This window comes from Agromyces ramosus, assembly GCF_004216665.1.
Lineage (GTDB): Bacteria > Actinomycetota > Actinomycetes > Actinomycetales > Microbacteriaceae > Agromyces > Agromyces ramosus.
Window position 1 is genome coordinate 278,047 of sequence record NZ_SGWY01000003.1, and the last position, 20,177, is coordinate 298,223.

21 protein-coding genes are annotated in these 20,177 nt (G+C 75.3%); 13 read left to right on the plus strand and 8 right to left on the minus strand.

All coding sequences use genetic code 11. The features are described from left to right. The first annotated feature begins 147 nt into the window (after nucleotides 1-147). Complete coding sequence (locus tag EV187_RS13245; protein WP_165391185.1) at nucleotides 148-2,805, plus strand: LuxR C-terminal-related transcriptional regulator; 2,658 nt, start codon at nucleotides 148-150, stop codon at nucleotides 2,803-2,805. A gap of 59 nt (nucleotides 2,806-2,864) precedes the next feature. Here EV187_RS13245 and EV187_RS13250 read toward each other — a convergent pair whose 3' ends face one another. Continuing rightward, nucleotides 2,865-3,221 carry a group I truncated hemoglobin gene (locus tag EV187_RS13250; RefSeq protein ID WP_207221838.1) on the minus strand — a complete coding sequence of 119 codons (357 nt, stop codon included), beginning with the start codon at nucleotides 3,219-3,221 and terminating at the stop codon, nucleotides 2,865-2,867. Between the two features lie 113 nt (nucleotides 3,222-3,334). Between EV187_RS13250 and EV187_RS13255 the strand changes: the two genes are divergently transcribed. Together EV187_RS13255 and EV187_RS13260 are read left to right on the plus strand one after the other, a co-directional pair. Continuing rightward, complete coding sequence (locus EV187_RS13255) at nucleotides 3,335-4,105, plus strand: spermidine synthase (RefSeq protein ID WP_130353540.1); 771 nt, start codon at nucleotides 3,335-3,337, stop codon at nucleotides 4,103-4,105. 48 nt (nucleotides 4,106-4,153) lie between these two features. Then, the gene (locus EV187_RS13260; RefSeq protein ID WP_130353541.1) at nucleotides 4,154-5,005 is read left to right on the plus strand and encodes a spermidine synthase; all 852 of its coding nucleotides are present in this window, start codon (nucleotides 4,154-4,156) and stop codon (nucleotides 5,003-5,005) included. A 63-nt stretch (nucleotides 5,006-5,068) separates the two neighbouring features. Here EV187_RS13260 and EV187_RS18770 read toward each other — a convergent pair whose 3' ends face one another. Genes EV187_RS18770 through EV187_RS13270 form a run of 3 tightly spaced genes read right to left on the minus strand, consistent with a single transcriptional unit; the run spans nucleotide 5,069 to nucleotide 7,316 of the window. Continuing rightward, nucleotides 5,069-5,929: a 5-oxoprolinase subunit C family protein gene (locus tag EV187_RS18770; protein ID WP_165391186.1), complete on the minus strand. Its 861-nt coding sequence runs from the start codon at nucleotides 5,927-5,929 to the stop codon at nucleotides 5,069-5,071. Beyond that, nucleotides 5,926-6,558: a 5-oxoprolinase subunit B family protein gene (locus EV187_RS18775; protein WP_165391187.1), complete on the minus strand. Its 633-nt coding sequence runs from the start codon at nucleotides 6,556-6,558 to the stop codon at nucleotides 5,926-5,928. The genes EV187_RS18770 and EV187_RS18775 overlap by 4 nt, the downstream gene beginning before the upstream one ends. Further along, nucleotides 6,555-7,316: a LamB/YcsF family protein gene (locus tag EV187_RS13270; protein ID WP_130353542.1), complete on the minus strand. Its 762-nt coding sequence runs from the start codon at nucleotides 7,314-7,316 to the stop codon at nucleotides 6,555-6,557. Before EV187_RS13270 ends, EV187_RS18775 begins: the two co-directional genes overlap by 4 nt. A gap of 47 nt (nucleotides 7,317-7,363) precedes the next feature. On the opposite strand from EV187_RS13270, the gene EV187_RS13275 reads away from it, so the two are divergent. From EV187_RS13275 to EV187_RS13285, 3 genes are all read left to right on the plus strand, one after another. Continuing rightward, complete coding sequence (locus tag EV187_RS13275) at nucleotides 7,364-8,617, plus strand: PQQ-dependent sugar dehydrogenase (protein ID WP_130353543.1); 1,254 nt, start codon at nucleotides 7,364-7,366, stop codon at nucleotides 8,615-8,617. Between the two features lie 101 nt (nucleotides 8,618-8,718). Next, complete coding sequence (locus EV187_RS13280) at nucleotides 8,719-9,216, plus strand: SprT-like domain-containing protein (protein ID WP_130353544.1); 498 nt, start codon at nucleotides 8,719-8,721, stop codon at nucleotides 9,214-9,216. A 98-nt stretch (nucleotides 9,217-9,314) separates the two neighbouring features. Then, nucleotides 9,315-9,923 carry a CGNR zinc finger domain-containing protein gene (locus EV187_RS13285; RefSeq protein ID WP_130353545.1) on the plus strand — a complete coding sequence of 203 codons (609 nt, stop codon included), beginning with the start codon at nucleotides 9,315-9,317 and terminating at the stop codon, nucleotides 9,921-9,923. A gap of 28 nt (nucleotides 9,924-9,951) precedes the next feature. Here the strand turns inward: EV187_RS13285 and EV187_RS13290 are convergent, their stop codons facing one another. Continuing rightward, nucleotides 9,952-10,731: a 2-phosphosulfolactate phosphatase gene (locus EV187_RS13290; RefSeq protein WP_130353546.1), complete on the minus strand. Its 780-nt coding sequence runs from the start codon at nucleotides 10,729-10,731 to the stop codon at nucleotides 9,952-9,954. Between the two features lie 68 nt (nucleotides 10,732-10,799). Next, nucleotides 10,800-12,065: a hypothetical protein gene (locus tag EV187_RS13295; protein WP_130353547.1), complete on the minus strand. Its 1,266-nt coding sequence runs from the start codon at nucleotides 12,063-12,065 to the stop codon at nucleotides 10,800-10,802. Nucleotides 12,066-12,216: 151 nt separating this feature from the next. Here EV187_RS13295 and EV187_RS13300 point away from each other — a divergent pair, with 151 nt between their 5' ends. The 6 genes from EV187_RS13300 (at nucleotide 12,217) to EV187_RS13325 (ending at nucleotide 18,324) form a co-directional block, all read left to right on the plus strand. Then, the gene (locus EV187_RS13300; protein WP_130353548.1) at nucleotides 12,217-12,753 is read left to right on the plus strand and encodes a hypothetical protein; all 537 of its coding nucleotides are present in this window, start codon (nucleotides 12,217-12,219) and stop codon (nucleotides 12,751-12,753) included. Continuing rightward, entirely contained in the window at nucleotides 12,750-13,379 is a 630-nt protein-coding gene (locus EV187_RS13305) for a DUF1684 domain-containing protein (protein ID WP_130353549.1), read from the plus strand. The genes EV187_RS13300 and EV187_RS13305 overlap by 4 nt, the downstream gene beginning before the upstream one ends. A gap of 242 nt (nucleotides 13,380-13,621) precedes the next feature. Continuing rightward, entirely contained in the window at nucleotides 13,622-15,181 is a 1,560-nt protein-coding gene (locus EV187_RS13310; RefSeq protein ID WP_130353550.1) for a DEAD/DEAH box helicase, read from the plus strand. Between the two features lie 159 nt (nucleotides 15,182-15,340). Then, nucleotides 15,341-15,844: a GNAT family N-acetyltransferase gene (locus tag EV187_RS13315; protein WP_130353551.1), complete on the plus strand. Its 504-nt coding sequence runs from the start codon at nucleotides 15,341-15,343 to the stop codon at nucleotides 15,842-15,844. A 97-nt stretch (nucleotides 15,845-15,941) separates the two neighbouring features. Further along, nucleotides 15,942-17,306 carry an FAD-binding oxidoreductase gene (locus EV187_RS13320; protein WP_130353552.1) on the plus strand — a complete coding sequence of 455 codons (1,365 nt, stop codon included), beginning with the start codon at nucleotides 15,942-15,944 and terminating at the stop codon, nucleotides 17,304-17,306. A gap of 31 nt (nucleotides 17,307-17,337) precedes the next feature. Beyond that, on the plus strand, nucleotides 17,338-18,324 hold the full coding sequence (locus EV187_RS13325; protein WP_130353553.1) for a nucleoside hydrolase: 987 nt from the start codon (nucleotides 17,338-17,340) through the stop codon (nucleotides 18,322-18,324). Here the strand turns inward: EV187_RS13325 and EV187_RS13330 are convergent. Beyond that, on the minus strand, nucleotides 18,321-18,902 hold the full coding sequence (locus EV187_RS13330; protein WP_130353554.1) for an NUDIX hydrolase family protein: 582 nt from the start codon (nucleotides 18,900-18,902) through the stop codon (nucleotides 18,321-18,323). The two genes, EV187_RS13325 and EV187_RS13330, sit on opposite strands and share 4 nt — an antisense overlap. Nucleotides 18,903-19,037: 135 nt before the next feature. Here EV187_RS13330 and EV187_RS13335 point away from each other — a divergent pair, with 135 nt between their 5' ends. After that, the gene (locus EV187_RS13335; RefSeq protein WP_130353555.1) at nucleotides 19,038-19,685 is read left to right on the plus strand and encodes an alpha/beta hydrolase; all 648 of its coding nucleotides are present in this window, start codon (nucleotides 19,038-19,040) and stop codon (nucleotides 19,683-19,685) included. 78 nt (nucleotides 19,686-19,763) lie between these two features. On the opposite strand, the gene EV187_RS13340 is transcribed toward EV187_RS13335, so the two are convergent. Continuing rightward, entirely contained in the window at nucleotides 19,764-20,156 is a 393-nt protein-coding gene (locus tag EV187_RS13340) for a DUF5997 family protein (RefSeq protein WP_130353556.1), read from the minus strand. Between the last annotated feature and the right edge of the window lie 21 nt (nucleotides 20,157-20,177).

Here is a 20,177-nt window from a genome sequence, read left to right on the forward strand (position 1 = left end):
CGGGGCATCCGTTGCTCACCGGGTCGCCGTGATTGCTCAGTGTGCCCACCCGTTCGGGGGGCATCCGGCGCCCTGCGCCGACGCCGAGCGAAGCCCTACAGTGAATCCACCGGCCTCGCCGGAGACCGGAAGGCCGAGGGGGTGGGCTTGGGACCTGGGGAACCGGCGGAGGCGCCGCGCGGACTCGACGAGGCATGGCCGCTGGTCGGACGCGACGCCGTGCTCGATCGGGCCGCGGCCGCGTTCGGCGGCCAGTCCCGGACGGTGCTGGCGTACGGCCCCTCGGGCATCGGCAAGAGCCGGGTCATGCACGCCGTCACCGAACGGCTCGCCGACGACGGCTGGCGCGTGCTCTCGGCGAGCGGCAACACCGCGCTCAGCGCGGTCCCACTCGGCGCCCTGGCGCCCGTGCTCGCCGCCGACCCCGTGGCGATGGTGACCGCGACGGGCGACCCGGTGGCGCTCTACGCCGCTGCGGCAGCCGCCGTCCGCGCCGTCTCCGGCGGCCGGCGCACGATCCTCGCGGTCGACGACGTGTCCGCGGTCGACTCGGTGTCGGTCGGCCTCATCGCCCAGCTCGTCGAGACCGGAATGCTCCGCCTCCTCGCCACGGTGCGCGAGTCGGACCCCGTGCCCGACGCCCTGCTCTCGCTGGTCTCGGCGGGCGACTCCGTGCGACTCGACATCGCACCCCTCGACGTCGAGGAGGTCGGCGAACTGCTCTCGCGCGTGCTCGGCGGACCGATCGCGCACCGCGACGCGGTCGAGTTGCACGCGGTCTCGCACGGCAATCCCCTGTTCCTTCGCGAGCTCGCGATCGGCGCCGCCGAGGCCGGCTCGTTGGTGTCGGCCGACGGGCTGTGGCAGCTGGTGGGCGAGCCCGTGGGCACGCCGGCGCTGCGCGACCTCATCCGCGCCCGCCTCCGCGTGCTCGGCGACGACGAGCGCGACACGGTCGAGCGCCTCGCGCTCTGCGAGCCGCTCGCGTTCGACGAGTTCGCGCGGCCGGGCGCTCCCGAGGCGCTCGCGAAGCTCGAGATGCGCGGCCTGATCACGGTCGACGAGACGGGTGCGCGGATGCAGGTCGGGCTCGCGCATCCGCACTACGCGTCGGCCGTCCGCGACAGCATCCCGCGGATCCGAGCCGTGTCGCTGCTACTGGAGCAGGCCGACGTCGTCGCGTCCCGGCAAATGACGCCCGGGGACGAGCTCCGGGTGGCGATCTGGCGGCTCGACGCGGGCCGGCCGTCCGACGCCGGCATCCTCGCACGATCCGCCGCCCTCGCCCGGATGGCGCACGACCGCCGCACGGCCGAGCGGCTCGCCGCGGCGGCGGTCGCCGCCGGCGCCGACGACGCCGCCTCCCACCTGCTGCACGGCGAGCTGCTGTGGTCGCTCGGCCGGGCGGAGGAGGCGCTCGCCGCGCTGGCGCGCGCCGACGAGCGGGCCCGCGCCGACGGCGCACCGGAGGAGCTCCTCGCGGCGATCGGGGCGGCACGCGCCGAGGTGTTCGGCGGCGACCCCCTCGGCAGCGCCCGCGGCCTCGAGCTGCTCGAATCCCTCGAGGACGCGCTCCCGGGCCAGTCCGCCACCATCGCGCTGAGCAAGGCCGTGCTGCTCGTCAACCTCGAGTACGCGCACGACGCGCTCGCCCACGTCGAGTCGGCCGCGGCCGTCGCCGGTGACAGCGGGTTCGAGCAGGCGGTGCTCGACCTCTCACGCGCGATGCCGCTTGCCGCGCTCGCGCGCAGCGACGAGGCCGTCGCCGCGGCCCAGCACGCCGTCGGATTCGCGACCCGCGACGACGCCGTCATCCCGCCGCGCCGTGCCGAGCTGGTGCTGGCGAACGTGCTCATCGCGGCCGACCGGCTCGAGGACGCCCGCTCGACCGTGATCGAGTCGTTGCACGACGCGATCCGGCACGACGACGAGCTCACCGCCCGCCTCGACGAGTTCCTGATGGGCCGCGTCTTCTGGCAGCTCGGCCGACTCGACACCGCGGCCCGATGGTTCCGCGACACCCACGGCGGCGCCGAGCTGCACGGGCCGAAGTCGCTCAGGGAGCTCGCGCTGTGCTTCCTCGCGATCGTGGCGGCGGAGCAGGGCGACCTCGATCGGGCCCGGCGCCACCGCGCCCGGGTGATCGACGGATTCGACGCCGACAGCTCCGTGACCGCACTCGCCGACGCCTGGATCGCGGTGCTCGAGGGCCGCCCAGATGCAGCGGCCGCGACCCTCCTCGCCCGCGTGGACGTCATCGAGCCACGCGGCGCGGTCAGCGTCGCCGCCGGGCTCCTCCACCACCTCGTGCGGTTCGGCGCACGCACGCACGCGCGCACCGCCGCCGGGCGCCTCGCGCGGCTCGCCGAGGCGACCCGGTCCCCGGCCGTCCGGCGCCGGCTCGCGCACGCCCGCGCCGAGGCCGACGGCGACGCATCCGCCCTGCGCGCGGTCGGCGCCGAGTGGGAGTCGATCGGCCACCTGCTCTACGCCGCGGAGGCCTTCGCGTCGGCGGGGCAGGCGGCGCGCGCCGACGGACGCGGACGCGAGGCCACCGCCGACCTGCAGCGGGCCGCGACCCTCGCCGCCGCCTGCGAGGGCGCGCGCACACCGCTGCTCAGGTTCTCGCAGGGAGCGGAAGCGCTCACGCCGCGCGAGCGCGAGATCGCCTCGCTCGCCGCGCAGGGCCTCAGTTCCAACGAGATCGCCGCGCGACTGTTCCTCTCGCCGCGCACCGTGAACAACCACCTGCAGTCGACGTACGCGAAGCTGGGCATCCGAGGCCGGCACGAGCTGCGGGCCTGAGCGGGGCCGACGCGCGCCGCCACGCGGAGGCCCCCGCACACCGCACGCAGGCTGCGGGCTCAGGCCGTGACGATGTCGCGGCGCGCCCCCTCGAGCCGCTCGCCCACCGCGCCGACGGCGTCCTTCGGCACGCCGAGGTCGGCGAGGCTCGTGAGCAGCGTCGCCACGATGCGGTCGAACGCGGCATCCGTGATCTCGAGGCCGGCGTGCGCGTCGCGCAGGCCGCGGCCGGAGAACAGCTGCGGGCCGCCGAACGCGGCCGCGAGGAACGCCCGCTGGTGCGCCTTGAGGCGGTCGAGGTCGACGCCGTCGAACCAGCGTCCCAGCTCCTCGTCGGCGGTGACCCGGTTGTAGAACACCGTGACGGCCGTGCGCATGCCGTCGGGCCCGCCGATCTGCTCGTAGATCTCGGTCACGTCGCCTCCTCGTCGTCGTCCTGATCCGAGGGTCGCGGATGCCGCCGGCGGCCCGCCTGAGCAACGATTGCTCACCCGGCGCGCCGACCAGGCGATCGTGGCACGATGCAGGCATGGCGCATCCCCGCATCGAGTTCGAGGCCGACGTCTTCTCGCCGTCGGGCCTCACGCTGCTGGTCGACGGGTCCGCGCAGTCGCACGTCGACCCCGTCGACCCGACCCACCTCTTCTTCGAGTACGTGCGGCGCATCGGACACGTGCTCGATTCCGTGCGCGAGGCGGGCCGCCCGATCCGGGCGCTGCACCTCGGCGGGGGCGCGATGACGCTGCCGCGGTACGTGGCCGCCACGCGGCCCGGCTCCTCGCAGGTCGTGGTCGAGGTGGACGCCGAGGTCGTCGCCACGGTGCTCGAGCGCCTGCCGGTGCCGACGGGCGCCGACCTCGCGCTCGTGCTCGCCGACGCCCGCGACGCGATCGCGGCGGACGGCGCCCTCGCCGGCGTCGCGCCGTTCGACGTGGTCGTCGTCGACCTCTACACACGGCTCGAGGCGCCGGCCTTCGTCGACGACCCGACGTTCATGGGCGGATGCCTCGCGGCCCTCGCCCCGGGCGGCCTCGTCGTGGTCAACGTGGCGGACGCGCCCGGGCTCACCCGCCTCCGCGCCCAGGCGCGCGCACTCGCCCGCGCCGACCCGGGCGCCGAGCTGCTCGTGGCCGGGGACCCGGCCACGCTCGCCGGCACGGAGGAGGGCAACGCGATCCTCGTCGCGGCGCCCGACGGCCTGCCGGGAGGCCTCGCCGACCGGATCGCCGCCGCCGGCCCGTTCCCGGCCGCCGTGCTCACCGGACACCGACTCGACGCGGCGCTCTGGGGCGCCTGCTGACCCGCACTCCAGACCGGCGGCGAGCGGGCAGCGGGTAGCGTGGCATCCGTGCCAGACCTCGAACGCCGACTCGCCGTGAGCGGCCACCTCGCCCGGCTCGAGGAGTCGCGGCACGTGCCGGGGTCGTGGACGCTCTACGTCGACGGCACGCCCCAGTCGCACGTCGAACTCGATCGTCCCGAGTGGCTGGGCTTCGAATACGTGCGCCGCATCGGCCACGCGATCGACCTCGTGCGACCCGAGGGCGAGCCCATCACGGCGGTGCACCTCGGCGGCGGTGCGCTCACGCTCCCCCGCTACGTCGCGGCGACCAGGCCCGGCTCGCGCCAGCAGGTCGTCGAGCTCGAGAGCGAGCTCGTCGACCTCGTGCGCGAGCACCTGCCGCTCCCGCGCAACGCGCAGGTGCGCGTGCGCCACGGCGACGCGCGCGAGGTGCTCGGGAAGCTGCCCGCGGGGCTCGACGGCGCCGTGGACATCGCGGTCGTCGACATCTTCTCGGGCTCGCGCACCCCCGCCCACGTGACGAGCGCCGAGTTCTACGGGCTCGTCGCCCCACGCCTCGCCCCCGGCGGCATCGTCGCGGTGAACGTCGCCGACGGCGCCGGACTCGCCTTCGCCCGTTCGCAGGCGGCGACGCTCGCGCACGTCTTCCCGCACCTCGCCATCGCGGCCGACACGTCGATGCTGAAGGGGCGGCGGTTCGGCAACGTGGTCATGTACGCCTCGCACGACGAGCTGCCCTTCGCGGGGCTGCCTCGACGCCTGGCCAGCGATCCCGCCCCGGCGAAGCTGGTCGACGGCGCCGAGCTGCGGCGCTTCATCGCGGGCGCGCCGGTCGTGACGGATGCCACGGCGGTGCCGTCGCCGCCGCCGGCACGTTCCGTCTTCCTCTCCCGCTGACCCGCGACGGCGGGCGATTCCCCCCACGGCCGATGCGCTGCGGGGTCGCCGATCGAGCCCCCGTCACGCGTGGCGGAAGCGGACCTCCTGGCCCGGCCGCAGCTGCGCCACGGCGTCGAGCGAGCCGGGCGCCACGATCGCGATCACGGGATATCCGCCCGTGACGGGGCGGTCGGCGAGCAGGATGGTGGGCTGTCCGTCGCCGGCGACCTGCATCGACCCGGGCACCGTGGCCTCGCTCGCGAGCTCACCCGTGCGTCGCCGCTCGAGCACCGGGCCGACGAGGCGCGCGCCGATCCGGTCGGCCTGCTCCGAGAGCCGCCACGGCGACTCGAACAGCGCGGCCCCCGCGGCATCCGTGAACCAGTCGGCGCGCGGGCCGGCCAGCAACGCGAGGGTCACCGCCCCGGCCGGCGGCGGGAACGCGACATCCTGGTCGACGACGGGCACGGATGCCGCGGGCTCGGCGCCGATCGCGAGGTCCTGGCCGGCGACCACGGGCTCGGGGCCGAGGCCCGCGAGCGTGTCCCGCGACCGCGAGCCGAGCACCGCGGTCGCCGCGATGCCGCCGCGGACCGCGAGGACATAGCGGATGCCGCGCACCGCCGTGCCGATCTCGAGCACGGCGCCGTCGCGTGCCCGCGCCGACGCGTAGGGCGGCACGGGATGTCCGTCGAGGCTCACCGGGCCCCACGCGCCCGTGACGGCGAACCACGCCTCGCCCTCGAACCGGGCCCGGAACCCGCCGAGGACGAGCTCGAGTCCGGCGGCGCCGTCGGGATTGCCGACGAGCCGGTTCGCCAGCGCGAGCGCGCCGCGGTCGAGCGCTCCCGACGTCGCGACGCCGAGGTGCGCGAGGCCCGGTCGACCGAGGTCCTCGACGAGCGCGGCTGCGCCCGGCTGCTCGACGTGGAGGCGGGTCATCCCGCGCCGATCGCCTCGAAGCGCACCCGCCGGCCCGGCGCGAGGAGGGCCGGCTCGGCGGAGTCGGGGTCCCACAATGCGACATCCGTGCGGCCGATCAGCCGCCACCCGCCCGGACTCTGGCGGGGGTAGACCCCGCCGAACGCCCCGGCGAGCGCCACCGCGCCCGCCGGCACCCGGGTACGCGGTGCGTCGAGGCGCGGCACCTCGAACGGCCAGTCGTCGCTGACGAGGTAGCCGAACCCGGGGGCGAAGCCGATGAACGCGACCCGCCACTCGACCGACGAGTGCCGCGCGATGAGCGCCTCGGTCGAGACGGCGAGCAGCGTCGCCGTCGCGGCGAGGTCCTCGCCGTCGTAGGCGACGGGGATCACGACCCCCTCGGCCGCGGCCCCCGCGACCCGCGAGCCCGCCTCGGCGGGGACGCGGCGCACCCACGTCGCCGCCGACTCGAGCGGGATGCGCGCCGGATCGATCGACACGAGGATCGTGCGTGCGGCCGGCACGAGCTCGACGACCCCGCGCGGCGGATCGGCGGCGAGCGCGTCGTGCAGCGCCAGCACCTCCTCGAGCGAGTCGCACTCGACGAGCAGTGCCGCGTCGCCGCTCGGCAGCAGTCGGCGGCTCATGCGAAGGCCCGGATCTCGACGCCCGCGGCCTCGAGCGCATCGCGCACGGCCCGTGCCATGGCGACCGCGCCGGGGGTGTCGCCGTGCAGGCAGAGCGAATCGGGGGCCAGCTCGACACGGCTGCCGTCGTCGGCCGCGATCCCGCCGGTCTCGGCCAACTCGAGCGCGCGCTCGGCGGCCGCGGCGGGGTCGTCGACGATCGCGCCGGGCTCGCCGCGCGGCACGAGCGAGCCGTCGGCGACGTAGCCCCGGTCGACGAAGGCCTCACGCGCGAACCGGAGGCCCGCGGCATCCGCCGCCCGCTCGAGCGCGCTCGACGGCGGGCCGAGCAGCGGGAGCGTCGGGTCGTAGCGGGCGACCGCCTCGGCGAACGCGTGCGCCGCCGCGTCGTCGGACGCGAGGCGGTGGTACAGAGCGCCGTGCGCCTTCACGTAACGCACGCGCAGGCCCGAACCGCGGGCGATCCCGTCGAGCGCCCCGAGCTGCGCGAGGAGCTCGGCGGCGACCTCGGCGGGGCTCGTGTCGAGCGCGCGGCGCCCGAAGCCCACCAGGTCGCGGTAGCCCGGATGCGCACCCAGGGCCACGCCGTGACGAGCGGCGCGGCCGACGCTCTCGGCCATCGTGAGGGGGTCGCCGGCGTGGAACCCGCAGGCGACGTTCGCGCTCGACACGACGGCGAACATCGCCTCGTCGTCGCCCACCCGCCACGCCCCGAAGGACTCGCCGAGGTCGCTGTTGAGGTCGATCACCGGCTGCATCCTCCCATTCTGCCGAAGCAACGCGCACACTGGGATGGGGAGGTCGTATGCGGGAGGCGGCACACGTCGGGAACGACGCCGCGCGCGCCCGCTGCGGCGGGGCGGCCCGCCCGGCCGTGCCGCACGCGCGACGCGACTCCTCCCGCGCGTCGGCCGTCGCGACGGCCGTCGCGCTCTGCCTCGCACTGGCTGGCTGCGTCGCCGCCCCGCCGGAGCGCAGCCCGCTCCCGTCGACCCCGCCCGGCTCGCCGTCATCGACGCCCACGCCGGCGCCGGCGGCACCGACTCCGACCGGTCCGCCGCCGGTGCTCCAGCCGAACGGGGGCGTCGGGGTGGTGGCCCAGGGGCTCCAGGCTCCGTGGTCGATCCTGCGCCTGCCGGCGGGCGGGGTCCTCGTCAGCGAGCGCGACACCGCCAACATCGTCGAGGTGCTGGGCGACGGGTCCCTGCGGGTCGCGGCGACCGTCGCGGAGGTGGCGCCCGGCGGCGAGGGCGGCCTGCTCGGCCTGGCGTTCCGCCCGACCGACGGCGACGACCCGGCATTCGTCTACGCGTACTTCACCGCGGCATCCGACAACCGGATCGTTCGGATGCCGCTCACGGGCGCTCCCGGCTCGCTCGGGCTCGGGGCACCCGAGGACGTGCTCACCGGCATCCCCAAGGCCGGCAACCACAACGGTGGTCGCATCGCGTTCGGCCCCGACGGATTCCTGTACGCCACCGCCGGCGACGCCGGCAACCGCGACGCCGCCCAGGACCCGAACTCGCTGTCGGGCAAGATCCTGCGGATGACGGCCGAGGGGCGGCCGGCGCCCGGCAACCCGTACGGCAACTTCACGTGGTCGTTCGGCCACCGCAACCCGCAGGGGCTGGCGTGGGACGCCGCGGGCGACCTCTGGGCCGCGGAGTTCGGGCAGAACACGTGGGACGAGCTCAACCGGATCACGCGCGGCGCGAACTACGGGTGGCCGGTCGTCGAGGGTCAGGCCGGCGACGCCCGCTTCGTCGACCCGGCGATGCAGTGGTCCACCGCGGAGGCGAGCCCGAGCGGGCTCGCGATCGTCGGCGACACCCTCTTCCTCGCCGCACTCCGCGGCGAGCGGTTGTGGGCGATCGCGCCGGCCACGACGGGCGCCGCGCTGGCGTCGACGCCGTGGTTCACCGGCGAGCTCGGCCGGATCCGGGATGTCACGGAAGGGCCCGACGGCGAGCTCTGGTTCATCGGCAACAACACCGACGGGCGTGGCGCGCCATCGCCCGGCGACGACCGGCTGTTCCGCGTGCGCCTCGCGCCGGCCTGACGGAGCGGCGCCTGGCGGCGCGGATCCGCGCCGCGGAACGATCCCCGTTCGGGGGCCAGCGCCTCCTCCCCCCGGCGCGTCGGCGGGTCTATTCTCATCCCATGGCGGATCTCGATCGGGTGCGGCGGTGGGCCGAGGCGCTCATCGTGCTGCACCTGGATCCCGAGACGTGGAGCTTCGGCTTCGACAACGCGAAGAAGCGCGCGGGCCTCTGCAACTACACGGCGAGGCACATCTCGGTGTCCCGCTACCTCGCCGCCCGCTACGACGACGACGAGATCCACCAGATCCTGCTGCACGAGGTCGCCCATGCCGTGGCGGGCCCCCGAGCGGGCCACGGACCCAAGTGGGCGACGATCGCGGCCGACCTCGGCTACGTCGGTCGCCGCACCCACGACGGCGAGGTCGCGCACGAGCTGGCACCCTGGGTCGGACGATGCCCCGCGGGCCACGAGCATTTCCGCTACCGTGAACCCCAGCGCCCACTGAGCTGCGGACTCTGCCGTCGCGGATTCGATCGGGCGAACCTCATCGTCTGGCGTCATCGCGAGATCACGACGGCGGTGCGGCGGCGGGCCGCGAGCGCGTCCGCCGGCTGATCCGCCGCGAGCGGCCGGGCGGCCGAGCGCATGCCGTCCGACGCATGCGCCGAACGGGTCGTGCGGAGGCGGCATCCGTAACCGCCTAGGATGGTGTCATGCCCGTCTCCACCGTGTCCATCCCCGTCGGGCAGTGGCTCGTCTCAGCCGAGGGCACGCGCTGGTGGTTCGACTCGGGCTCGTTCGCCCTCGACTTCGCCTACACCGGCACGCTCGGCGGCGACGCCGCCCGCGAGGGGTTCCACGCCCCCGACGACCTCACCGCATGGCTCCACGAGCGGTTCCCCGTCGCGGTCGGCGCCGCCCGCTCGCGCGACCTCTTCGACGCGATCGCCCTGCGCGACGCGATCTGGCGCATGGCCGTGGCCTCGGCCCACGGTGAGCCCGCGCGCTCGGCCGACATCGACCTCGTCAACCTCTATGCCGCCACGCCCGACATCCCCCCGGCGCTCATCGGCGGTTCGCGGCAGGCCGGCCGCTCGGTGCAGACCGTCGGACAGGCACTGTCGACGATCGCGCGAGACGCCGTCGACCTCTTCGATCCGGCGAACACCGGCCGCATCCGCGAATGCAACGGCGCCGACTGCGCCATGGTCTACCTCGACACCTCGCGCGCGGCCACGCGCCGGTGGTGCTCGATGCAGCGCTGCGGCAACCGCGCCAAGGTGCGTGCGCACCGCGCCCGGAAGGCGGAGCGGGCGGCCTGACCGACCGCAGCCCCCGCGCCCCCGCGGGTCAGGCCCGGAAGACGCCGTCGCGCAGCTCCGGCACCACGCGCGACGCGTCGCGCTCGCTCGCGAACCGCACGTCGCCGCGGAAGCCTCCCTCGACGAGCTCGACCGCGCTGCCCGAGGCCCCGATGAGGTGCGTGGTCGCGTGGCGCAGCCCCTCGAAGGCGGCGCACGCGACGGCAGCCTCGGGCGACGTGTGGTCGATGCCGAGTCCGACCAGGGCATCGACGATCGCACCGGCGGCCAGCTGGTCCTCGATCGCGAACCGGATCGCCTCCGAGGCGGATGTCACGCGCTCGCCCGCCGCGACGATCGCCACGATGGTGCGCTCGCCGCGCTCCGACTGCAGGGCGAGGATCCACTCCGCGACCGCGGTGCGGTTGCGCAGCGCTCCCGCGAGCACGACGAGGCCGCGCTCGGCCAGTCCCGCGGCGATCGCGCCGCCGTTCGGCGACGGGATCACCACCGGCCCGTCGAGCTCATCGAACGCCTCCGCGCCGGCGAAGCTCGTCGGTGACAGCGAGGGCCCCGGTTCGCCCCGGCGTCCGGCCACGACACCGCCGAGCCGTCGGGCGAGGGCCGCCGCGCCGGCCGCATCGCCGGCCGGCCACGGCGCCACGGGCACGCCTCGCTCGGCCGCGGCCACGACCGCGGTGGTGAACGACAGCACGTCGACGACCACCGCCACGTGGGCGCCCGGCAGGATGCGCTCTGCGCCGGCGGCACCCCAGTCGAACCGGACCTGGTACTTCGCCTGGCCGAAGGGCGCACTCGAATCGCTCACCGCGACAGGCTAACGCCGGCGGCCGGCACCGTGGATCGCGGGCCCGGGAACATGACGAAGCGCGACGACTACCGTGGTCCGCCCATCGTGTCGAACGCGGCGAGGGCCTCGGCATCGCTGGCGCGGGACGTCGCGCGCCGTGCGGCGTCGAGCGCCGCCACCGGGTCGGGCTCCTGCCGCGCGATCACGAGCTGCCGTTCCGCCTCGGCCAGGCGCGTGCGCGCGTCGGCGCCGACCCTGGGTCCGCCGCGCTCGATCGCCGCGCGGGCGACCCGCGCCTGTCTCTCGGCGATCGCGATGGCGCCGCCCAGCGCCCCGCGTGCTCCGTCGAGCCGTCCCTGCGCGTTGCGGGCGGCCGCCCGCGCCACCTCCAGGCGGTCGCGCGCGGCCCTCAGGCGGTCGCGCTCGGCGAACGGGTCGCCGGCGACCTCCGCCCTGGCGGCGATCACGGCCGACGCGGCGCCGATCGCGGCGCCGAGGGCCGCCGCCGAGTCGGCGTCGTCCTGCTCATCCCGCTCGGCGCGGGCGGCGGCGAGCTCGGCGTCGAGCGAGGCGGCCTCCCCGACGGCATCCGACTGCGCCGCGGCGAGCTCGAGCTCCACGCCCTCGAGGTCGGCGAGGTCGCGCGAGGCCCGGTCGAGGCGGTCGGCGACGACCGCGACCACGTCGGCCGCGGGCTCCGAACGCGCCAGTCGGCGCTCGGCGTCGTCGAGGGCGGCGGTCGCCTCGGCCAGTGCCGAGTCCACCCGTGCGGATGCCGCGTGCGCGGTGCCGAGTGCCGAGGTCGCGAACCGCGTGCCGAGCCGGTCGAGGGCCGCCGAGGCGCCGGCACGCCGGCTGGCGAGTCGCTCGGCGTCCTCCCGGAGCGCGGGGAGGTCGGCCCCGGCACCGCGTTCGGCCCGTCGGCGGGCGGCGAGCGCGGCATCCGCTTCGCCGATCGCGTGCAGCGCGGACTCGCAGAGGTCCACGATGCGCGAGCTCCAGTTGCGTCGCTCCGCCGCGGTGGCGACGTGCGCGTCGTCGAGCCGCTGCTGCAGGAGGAACGCCTCCCGCAGCCGGGCCCGCGCGGTCGCGAGCGCATCGCGCACGTCACGGGCCGTGGCCGCGCCGAACTGCGCCTCGGCGAACGCCACCTCGCGGTCGGCCTCGCGCACGGCGGTGTCGGCCTGCACGATCAGGCCCTTGGCCCGCACCTCGAGCGCCCGTCCGTCGTCGAGGGCGGCGCGTTCGCGCTTGGTGCCGAGCCGGCGGAACCCGAGCACTCCGCCGACGAGGGCCGCGGCCGCGGCGCCGAAGACGAGGAGGGAGGGCAACCACCAGAGTCCGTCGGGCATGAGCGGAGTCTAGGACCTGCCGGTGCGACCCGGCTGGGGGTGTCCTCGGCTCCCGGCGGGCGTCCCGGGCGGCGCCGCGGGCGCCGTGCCGTCCCCGTGAATCCGCCGGGGTTCGTTGGCAAGCGGCATCCGTGCGTCCTACTCTCGGCTCATGCGAGTGCTGCTGAAACTCACGCTCGAGTGCACGCCGGATGCCGCGTGGCGCGCGCTGCGCAGCCCCGCCGTGCTGCGCGAGGTGGTGGCGCCGTGGCTCGACTTCTCCTCCCTGGAGGACGGGGGCCTGCCCACCACGTGGCCCGAGGGACGCCACCGCGTGCGGGCACTGGCGTTCCGGCGGTTCCCCGCGGGCGAGGAGCTCGTCGACGTGAGCTATCCGGGCGGCCTGCCCACGGGCGTTCGCATGCTCCGCGACGGCGGCGGCGCGCTCACCGGGCCGCTCGCCGTCTTCGATCGCTGGGACCATCGCATGGCGGTCTCGGCGCTGCCCGACGGGCGCACGCTCTACCGCGACCAGCTGATCGCGAGCGCCGGGGCGCTCGACCTCGTGGCGTGGTACCCGACGTGGGCCTTCTGGCAGTGGCGCGGCATGCGACTGCGCCAGCTCGCGCCGGGGTGGTCGTACGACCCGCCCGGCACCGCGGACGCGGACGCGACCGCCGGAATCGCGGGCGCCGGAGCCGCCGCATGAGCGACTCCATCGGCTCCCTTCAGCTCGCGGACTGGCGCCGTCGCGTGTTCGGGCTCTACGCGGGCGTCCGCCAGCTGAGCGTGCGGGACCCCGCGTCGGGCCACGAGCTGTGGAAGTCGGGGCGCGACGAGCTCTTCGCGGGGCATCCGCAGTCGCCGCTGCTGCCCGACGACCGGGCCGGCTTCACGGGGCTCACGGTGCCGCGGTACGACCCCGACTGGCGATTCGAGCTCGAGGTCCGACGTGCCGAGGAGCCGCATCGGATCGTCGTCGACAGCGCCACCGACGGGGCCATCCCGTTCTCGCTCGTCGGCTCGGTGCGCGTCCCCTACCTCGGCACGCTCGACGTGTGGCGGCTCACGTCCTACGGCGGCGGGCTGTTCGTGCCCGTGAAGGACGGGCTCGCGGGAGTGCCCGGCGGCACGTACGGCGGCGGGCGCTACCTGCTCGACACCGTGAAGGGCGCCGACCTCGGTCCAGGGTCCGACGGCGACAGCCTCGTCATCGACTTCAACTTCGCCTACAACCCCTCGTGCGCCTACGACCCGTCGTGGTCGTGCCCGCTCGCGCAGCCGGGGAACACCCTGCCCGAGGAGATCCCCGTCGGCGAGCGCATGCCGCGCTGAGCGGGTGCGTACAGGGTGCACGCAGCGGCATCCGCTAGAGTGGCACACGGCGAGCGCGATGAACGCGCCGCCTGCGTCGTAGAAACGCTTCCGGGCAGGGCCTCTTCCAGAGGGCGCCCGATGAATCTCATACGGCGAACGGATGCGCCGACCGGCGCCTTCGCCATTCCCATCGCCGGGTCCCGATCCCCGCCGCTCAGCGGCGCCTCGACCAGCGGTGGTCCTCTGCCCGAAAGGCACCAGTGACCGACACCACCTTCAGCACGCTCGGCGTGCCCGCCCCGCTCGTCGCGGCCCTCGCCGCCGACGGCAAGACCTCCCCGTTCCCGATCCAGGTCGACACCCTCCCCGACACGCTCGCGGGCCGCGACGTGCTCGGCCGCGGCAAGACCGGCTCGGGCAAGACCCTCGCCTTCTCGATCCCCATGGCCGCGCGCCTCGGCGGGTCGCTCGCCGGCGGCACGCGTCGCCCCGGCCGTCCGCTCGGACTCGTGCTCGCGCCGACGCGCGAACTCGCCACCCAGATCGACGCGGTGCTCGCACCGCTCGCCGCCGCCTACGGCATGACGACCACCACGATCTTCGGCGGCATCAACCAGAAGCGCCAGGTCGACGCGCTCCGCGCCGGCGTCGACATCGTCGTCGCCTGCCCCGGCCGCCTCGAGGACCTCATGAAGCAGGGCCACGTGACCCTCGACGCGATCGAGATCACCGTGCTCGACGAGGCCGACCACATGGCCGACCTCGGGTTCCTCCCCGTCGTCACGCGCATCATGGACAAGACCCCGCAGGGCGGCCAGCGCCTCCTGTTCTCCGCCACGCTCGACAACGGCGTGGACAAGCTCGTCCGGCGCTTCCTGCAGAACGAGGTGCTGCACTCGGTCGACGAGGCCACCTCGCACGTCGCCGCGATGACCCACCACGTGTTCGAGGTCGACGACGTCGACGCGAAGAACGACCTGGTGAAGGCGCTCGCGTCGGGCACCGGCCGCCGCATCCTCTTCATGCGCACCAAGCACCACGCGAAGAAGCTTGCGAAGAAGCTCACCGAGCAGGGCATCCCCTCGGTCGACCTGCACGGCAACCTGTCGCAGCCGCAGCGCGACCGCAACCTCGCTGCGTTCGGCGACGGCTCGGTCAAGGTCCTCGTCGCCACGGATGTCGCGGCGCGCGGCGTGCACGTCGACGACGTCGAGCTCGTGATCCACGTCGATCCGCCCATGGAGCACAAGGCGTACCTGCACCGCTCGGGCCGCACCGCCCGCGCCGGCAGCGAGGGCGACGTCGTCACCGTGTGCCTGCCCGCCCAGAAGCAGGACCTGAAGACGCTCCTGCGCAAGGCCGCGATCACGGTGACGCCGCAGCGCGTGACGGCCTCGTCGCCCGCCGTGACCACGCTCGTCGGCGATGTCGCGCCGTTCGTCAGGCCCGCCCCGCGCGAGCAGCAGGCGCAGGGCGGCGGCCGCTCGCAGGGCGCGAACGCACAGCGCAAGCGCGCGGCCCGCGACGGCCAGCAGGTCGGCGGCCGCGGCGGCGAGGCCCGCCAGGGTCAGGGTCGTGGCCGCGGCCGCAGCGCCGGCCAGGCGGATGTCGCCCCCGCGACGCCGCGCCGCGACCGGTCGGGCCGCGCCGCCGAGACGAAGGCGCACGCCCCGAAGCAGGGCGCGGGCCACAGCCGCGGCGCCCAGACGACGGGCGCGCAGCGCGGGGCATCCGCCCACGGCGCGAAGCAGCCGCTCCGCGTCGGGAGCCTCGTGTCCCCGTCGCGCAGCAACCGCACGAACCGGCGCGCCCAGGGCTGACGCCCGCGCCGCATCCCGAAGGCCCCGCCGACCGATGGTCGACGGGGCCTTCGGCCTCCCCGTGGCGTGTTCGACGGCGGCCGGGCCCGATGCCGGCGGGCGCCGACGCCGGGTGTCCCCCGATTTCGCGTCGCGTCGCGGCTGGCTTAGTCTCTGGGCATGAGCACCGATGTTGTTGCCGAGGTCGTCGTCCGTCCCATCCGTGATTCCGACGTGGAGGCGCTGGGCCGTGTCCACGCCACCTGCTGGCACGAGACCTACGACCACCTGATCAGCGCAGCCGCATTCGAGCACCTCTCCCCGCGCCGCATGGCCGAGCTGTGGAACCACTACGCCGAACGGGGCGAGGAGTACCAGCAGTTCGCCGCACTCGTCGACGGCGAGATCGTCGGCTTCGTCGGCTCGGGCCCCGCGCGCGACGAGAACCCGCCCCGCGAGCGCGAGCTCTACTTCATCTACCTCCTCGACGCGTACCACGGCACCGGCATCGGGCAGAAGCTCTTCGACGCCGCGGTCGGCGAGGAGCCCGTGTACCTCTGGGTCGCGTCCGACAACCCGCGCGCGCACCGCTTCTACGCCCGCAACGGCTTCATCGCCGACGGCGCCGACCAGCACGTGCCGTTCCTCGGCGAGGAGATCCACGAGGTCCGCCTGGTGCGCTGAGTCGCGGTCGGGCACGGGGGTTCCGGTCGTCGGACGTCGTCGCTAGCGTGATGCGGGTCGGCGAGCTTCGCCGACGGATGCCACGGGAGGACCTCCGATGACCGACGCCGCCGCGCACCCCGCCCTCGAGGCGCTCGCCACCGACTTCGGCGAGCGGCTCGTGCTTCCGGGCGACCCCCGCTGGGACGAGGTGCGGTCGCCGTGGAACCTCGCGATCGACCAGCATCCGGCGGCCGTCGCGGCGCCGGCCGACGTGGAGGAGCTGCGGGCGCTGCTCCTCGCGGCACGCGCCGACGGGCTGCAGCTCGCCGTGCAGCCGAGCGGCCACGGGGCATCCGGCAACGTCGACGGCACGGTGCTCGTGCGCACGGCGGCCTTCGACACGGTGGAGATCGACGAGGGGGCCCGGGTCGCGCGCGTCGGCGCGGGTGTGCGGTGGGGTCGGGTGCTCGACGCGCTCGCGGGCACCGGGCTCGTGGCGATGCCCGGATCGAGCGTGGTCGTGAACGCCACGGCGTTCACGCTCGGCGGCGGCAACTCCTGGTTCTCGCGAGCGCACGGCCTCGCGTCGAGCTCGCTGCGGGCGGTCGAGCTCCTCACGGCCGACGGACGCCACCGCTGGCTCCGCGATGCCGACGAACCCGAGCTGCTGTGGGCGTCGCGCGGCGCGGGCGGCGCGTTCGGCGTCGTCACGGCGATCGAGATCGACCTGCATCCTGCTCCGGTGATCACGGGTGGTCGCCTCGTCTTCGCGCCGACGGATGCCGCGGCGGTCTTCCGTGCGGTCATCGACGCGGGTCGCGACGCCCCCGAGGCGCTCGCCCTGCACGCGGGCGCCCTGCGCATCCCCGACGTGCCGCAGGCGCCACCCGAGCTGCGCGGGCAGACCATCGTGACCGCCGAGTTCGCCGAGCTCGGCGCCTCCGACGAGGCACGCGCCGCGATCGATCGGGTGCGGGCGGCCGGTACGGTGCTCGCCGACACGATCGGACCGGTGCGGGTCGAGGATCTCGGCGCCATCGCGGAGGAACCCACCGATCCCTCTCCGGGCTTCGGCTGGTCGGTGCTCGCCGACCTCGACGGCGATGCCGTCGACCGGCTGGTCGCCGCCTGGCAGTCGCCCGAGGGGCAGCCGGTGATGGGATTCGGGTTCCGCGTGCTCGGCGGCGCGCTCGCCGCACCGCCCGCCCGCCCGGGCATCGCGGGCGCCGTCCGCGAGGCGCACGTGGTGAGCGGGCACGCGATGGGGGTCGCCGGCGGCGAGGAGGCGGCGCGGCAGGGGTTCGCCGCACTGCAGGCCGCGCTCGGCATCCGCGCATCGGATCGCACGTTCTGCACCTTCCTCGCGCCCGGGGCGGGCTACAGCGGCGCGTACGCCGAGTCCGACGTGGCTCGCGCCGCGAACGTGAAGGCCACCGTCGACCCCGAGGGCCGGTTCCGCGGCAATCGCGACTTCTCGTGAAGCGCCTGAGCGCTCGCGCTACGGTGATCCGATGAGCGTTCCCGTCATCCTCGACGTCGACACGGGTGTCGACGACGCCCTCGCCATCCTGTTCGCGGTGCGGCATCCCGGGATCGACGTGCTCGGCATCTCGTGCGTGGCGGGCAATGCCGCGCTCGCCCAGGTCGTCGAGAACACGCTGCGCATCCTCGACGTCGCCGATGCCCCGGGGATCCCCGTCGCCGCAGGCGCCGTGCGACCCCTGCTCGAGCCGGCACGCGCGGCCCGGCACGTGCACGGCGCCGACGGGCTCGGCGGGATCGCCCTCCCGCCGACGTCACGACGCCCCGAGCCGGTCGGGGCCGTGGAGCTGATGCGCCGCCTGATCCTCGAGCACGAGACGCCGGTGACGCTGGTCGCCCTCGCGCCCCAGACGAACCTCGCACTGCTGCTGCGCACCTACCCCGAGGTCGCCGGCCGCCTCGAGCGCATCGTGTTCATGGGCGGTTCGGCGAGCGTGGGCAATGCCACCGCCGTCGCCGAGTTCAACGTCTGGCACGACCCCGAGGCCGCGGCGATCGTGCTCGACGCGAACGTGCCGACCTACATGTACGGCCTCGACGTGTTCAACCGCGTCGCCGTCCCGCATGACGTCGCGGTGGCGCTCGGGCGCGGCGACAATCCGGTCGGGCGCGTCGTCGGGGCCCTCCTCGGTCATCGCGTCGCGCTCTCCGAGGACGAGCGAGCCGAGTACACCGGCCTGATCGGCGATGCCGGTGCGGTCTGCTCGATCGTGGACCCGAACGCGCTCCGCGCCGAGGTGCGGCCGGTGCGCGTCGAGCTCGCGGGCTACGGCCGCGGGCAGACGCTCGTCGACCTGCGCACGTTCGCCGGGGAGGACATGGTGCACGGCATCGCCGACGAGTGGGCGAACGTCGAGGTCGCCCTCGAGGTCGACGCCGAGCGCCTCGCGCGACTGTTCCTCGACACGCTCGGGCTCGGGGACGTGGTCGAGCTGCCGCCCGCGACGAGCGACTAGCGGAGCGCGCCCACCGACGCCAGCGCCTGCCGCAGCAGCACGCCGCGTCCGCCCTCCATCTCGGCGGCGACCCCCTCGGAGACCGCCTCGACGGGGGTCATCCACGTCACCTCGAGGGCGTCCTGACGAGGCTCGCACGTTCCGGTGACCGGCACGACGTAGGCGAGCGAGACCGCGTGCTGACGTTCGTCGCTGAACGGCGAGATGCCCGGCATGGGGAAGTACTCGGCCACCGTGAACGGCACCGGGCTGGCGGGCAGCAGCGGGAACGCCATCGGGCCGAGGTCCTTCTCGAGGTGCCGGAACAGTGCGTCGCGGAGGGTCTCGCCGTACATCACCCGACCCGAGACGAGCGTGCGGGTCATCTCGCCGACGGCGTTCGCGCGCAGGAGCACGCCGACCTCGGTGACCTGGCCCAGCCCGTCGACGCGCACGGGCACGGCCTCCACGTAGAGCAGCGGCAGGCGGCCGCGCACCTCGGCGAGCTCGAGATCGGTGAGCCAGCCCGGGTTCGCCGGAGGTCGCACGGCGGGCTCGTCGTCGGGATTCCAGTCCGGGTCCGGGGTTCGCACGCTCATGCCTCGATTCTGCCCCACCGGCTCCCGTGCGCCCATGGCCGGGCGGGAACCGGCGCGGACCCGGCGGGTACGCTCGAACACGGGCGTGCGGCATCCGGCCGACCTGCGGCATCCATCGCCCGGAGCGGAGGACCCATGCCCGAGGTGCACGTCGACGACGAGGCGGTGCTCTGGTCGGCCTCAGCCGCCGACCGCGAGGGGCGACCGCTGCTGCTGCTCCTGCACGGGTACAACTCGAACGAGGGCGACCTGTTCGGACTGGCGCCGTACCTCCCGCTGGAGCCGGCGATCGCGTCGCTGCGCGCGCCGCTCGACACCGGCTACGGCCATGCATGGTTCCCGCTGCTCGCAGAGGGTGCCGACCTGTCGGTCGCGGCGGCGGATGCGGCCACCGACGCCATCCTCGCCTGGCTCGACCGCGCGGCCCCCGACGCGGGGCCGATCGGTCTCCTCGGATTCTCGCAGGGCGGGGCGATGGCCCTGGAGCTGCTGCGCCGGGCCCCCGACCGGTTCGCCTTCGCCGTGAGCCTCGCCGGGTTCGCACTGCCCGGCGAACGAGCGGGCGACGATCGGATGTCGCAGCTCGCGCCGCATGTGTTCTGGGGCCGTGGCACCGCCGACGGCGTCATCCCCACGTCATCCGTCGCCCGCACCCAGGCGTGGCTCCCCGCGCACGCCACCCTGGACGAGCGGATCTACGAGGGCGTCGGGCACTCGGTGTCCGACCGGGAGCTCGCCGACGTCGCCGCGTACATCCGCGCCAGGTTCGCTCCGGCGGCCTGACCGCGCCGGGCGAACGTCGCGCCGGTCGTGGCCCTGCGCGGTGTCGCGTCGTGTCGCCTGTCGATCCGCGCCGCGGTGCTAGACGCCCGCGCCGCCCCCGCCGCCGCCGGCCTGGCGCGCGGTCCGTTCCGCATCGCGCTCCGCGACCCGGATCTTCTCGGCGCGCACGGCCGCCTGGGTGGCCCGCTCCTGCACGAGCCACTGGGGCGGCGCCACGAGCAGGGCCTTGATCTCGGCGGTGGTGAGGGGCTCGGTGATCCCGCCGCGCGCGAGGCCGGAGTTCGAGATGCCGAGCTTCGCGGCCACGACGGTGCGCGGGTGCGGGCCCTCGCGGCGCAGCACCTGCAGCCACTCGGGCGGGTCGGCCAGCAGCGCGTTCAGCTCGTCGCGCGTGACGACGCCCTCGCGAAAGTCCTCGGGCGCGGACTCGAGCAGGATCCCGAGCTTCTTCGCGGCGGTCTCGGGTTTCATCGACTGGGACTGGCTCACCCT